General features: G+C 52.6%; 1 protein-coding gene. It reads right to left on the reverse strand.

Annotation, left to right across the window (positions count from 1 at the left end; genetic code table 11):
- Positions 1–264: 264 nt before the first annotated feature.
- The coding region (locus D6694_05940; protein ID RMH44358.1) for a tetratricopeptide repeat protein at positions 265–1,135 on the reverse strand (871 nt) is incomplete at its 5' end.

Genomic DNA, 1,135 nt, shown 5'->3' on the forward strand with positions numbered 1-1,135 from the left:
CTCGACCTTCTCCACCGCTTCCTTCGTACAGAACTTCCTGGCGGGTGTAGCGCCGGATGTCAACTCCACCAGTGCCTCGATTGGCGTGACGAACAGCACCCACTAAGGGTGCACAGCAGTACCCTTGATGATTTACACCTCCCAAATGTAGCGGTAGTATTTCTTATCGGTAGTGCAAAGGGCAGGATGTTCTACAACATCCTGCCCTTTGTCGTTTCGGGCAGAGAGAGAGAGACTTTCTTTCCCGCCGATTGTGCGGGCTGGTTAATTCAGGCGGGATATATCCAGTACTTTGATGCGCGCCAGATGCACTAGATCGGGCTGCGCCCCTAATTCCTTGAAGATCGATGCCGCCTGGTTGGCCGCAGCAACCGCCTCCTCCAGACGATTTTGCTTTTTGTACAGTTCAGCCAATGTAGTCAGCGTGCGCGCGTATTCCAATTGATTGCCGGTTGCCTGCAAGGTTTCCAGGCTTTCTGTGACCAGTTGAGTGGCACGTTCCCATTGCGCGTGCCGAATGGCTAATGCTGCTGCAATGCGCAACGCCCGCCCACGTTCTGATGACGGGGCCATGGCTTTGGTCAGGTTGTGTTGCAGAGTCTGGAACGCTGTTTTCAACGCATCTTCGGCCTCTGCAAGGTTGTTCAGTCCCAGGTGTGCTTCTGCCTGAGTCAGGTACAAATCTATCAGGTGCTCCTGAGAGCCAATGCGCTTGAATACGTCCAGTCCCCGTTTGCTGTCCTCGATAGCCTGCGTCCAATTTTGCATGGTCAGGTGTAACCGGCTGCGATGCAGGTACCCCTGTCCTTCCAGGTAAGCGTGCCCAATTTTTTGAGCAAATTCCAGCGCATTTTTCAGATGAGCCCTTGCGTTTTCCATGTCGCCCAGGTCGGTGTAAAGTAAGCCTAAATTATTGTTCAATTCAATCATGGCTTCAACATCCCCCAATGTGTTATTTAAATTCAAGGCTTTGCGAAACACCTGAAGGGCTTCCCGCCATTTGCCGGCTTTCCAGTGCAACAGCCCCAGGTTGTTGTACGAGCGCGCCAGAGCCACCAGGTCGCCGATTTTTTCGCGCAATTCCAGGCTATTGGTTACGTAAGTGAGGGCCTTTTCCAAATCATCCTTTTGGAAA

Source organism: Gammaproteobacteria bacterium (genome assembly GCA_003696665.1).
GTDB lineage: Bacteria > Pseudomonadota > Gammaproteobacteria > Enterobacterales.